The sequence below is a fragment of the Enterococcus sp. AZ020 genome (genome assembly GCF_050499205.1).
Classification (GTDB): domain Bacteria; phylum Bacillota; class Bacilli; order Lactobacillales; family Enterococcaceae; genus Enterococcus_L; species Enterococcus_L dunnyi.
Map to the genome: position 1 here is coordinate 1 of NZ_JBIPAT010000010.1, position 1,368 is coordinate 1,368.

The window sequence follows — 1,368 nt, forward strand, 5'->3', positions numbered from 1 at the left end:
GTGGCTTAGATGGTAAATAAATATCTAAAACAGGAAACAGTCACCCCATCAGCAGAGATTACACTTGGCGCTCACAAGCAACAAAAGCTTGAGAGCGTCATCTATTCTTATGATAAGGATATCTCAAAACTGATTATTCCTGTAACGGTACCAAAGTGTAAAGAATTGGATTTTGAAAATGTTGAAACAGTCAAAATTCTTTTAACCGTGGTACAAGATCGAAAAGAGAAAAAAATAGAAGATACAGCCACCATCGAAAAAATCCACCGTAGGCATATTTCTTATATCATCACCGATCGGTTAAATGGCTATCAAGGTAATGTAAAAATGAACGTTTATCTCGACTTAAAAAATGGTCAACAAATCGATTTAGCTGAGTATGGTTTTACGATGGTACGTTCGGCGATTGATCAGAATATGCCAGAGATCGAGGATTTTTATTTTAAGTCGTTAGATGATGTGATAACAGAACTAAAACAAAAAACAGAAGCAGCGTGGCAAGAAGTAGCTGGGGATTTATCAGAGATCAATGGCAGCATTGATGCTGCAAACGAAAAGATCAATCAGCTTGAAAATAAAGCAGATGAGATCAGCGATCAAATAGCCAACAATGACTTTAGAAATTTTATCATGGGTAAAGAAATCATCATTGATGAAAAAGCGACTATGATCGGGAAAGTTTCGGGTAGCTTAGTAGAAAATCCTCATAGAATGTTCTCAAACATGGGTAAGGCTATTTTAAACCCTAACCAATTCAACTATGAGATAGGATCAACGTCCTATGCAGATTCAGCGGAATTAGATAATAAAATCTACACTACTCAAACAAGTGTTGCAGAGCAGATGCGACAAGTTGGTGTGCATTTCAATATTGTGGAGGATATTGAACGTAAATATCAGGGGATATTTGAAACGTTTGGGGCGATCACACAACAGCAAAAAGTCGCTGTTGCTAAATCTGTCATATCGTTAATATCATATGGAGTCTATGCAATGGCGAGTAGCTCGACAAGTAATGAACTATCAACGGCTCCAAGGGCAAAAGATGCTTGGGGAGGCGTCATGATTACTAAAGGAGATAAAATCCATTTAAATAGCCGTAAATTTACTGGCGGACAAATAGATGTTGTTATTCAAGATGATGGTTTTATGTATGTTGTAATTTTTGCACCACCAAGTGACGGCACAGCACCAAGTATGATTAATATTGATCAAGTCTATTTGGAGTATCAAATCAAATTTAAGATGTCCGACGTGTACGTATCAAAAAATAATCAATTTACTCCGATACTTATCGTTGCGCCAAATGCTGGGGCTGATGATTTAGATAAGTATACAAAAGCTGGGTATTACTTATGTCGTACTAGC

Annotated in this window: 1 protein-coding gene; it reads left to right on the forward strand. The window is 37.0% G+C overall.

Translation table 11 applies throughout. The features are described from left to right. Positions 1 to 9: 9 nt before the first annotated feature. Positions 10 to 1,368 (forward strand): hypothetical protein (locus IGI58_RS18165; protein WP_429955513.1); only part of this gene is annotated, 1,359 nt, incomplete at its 3' end.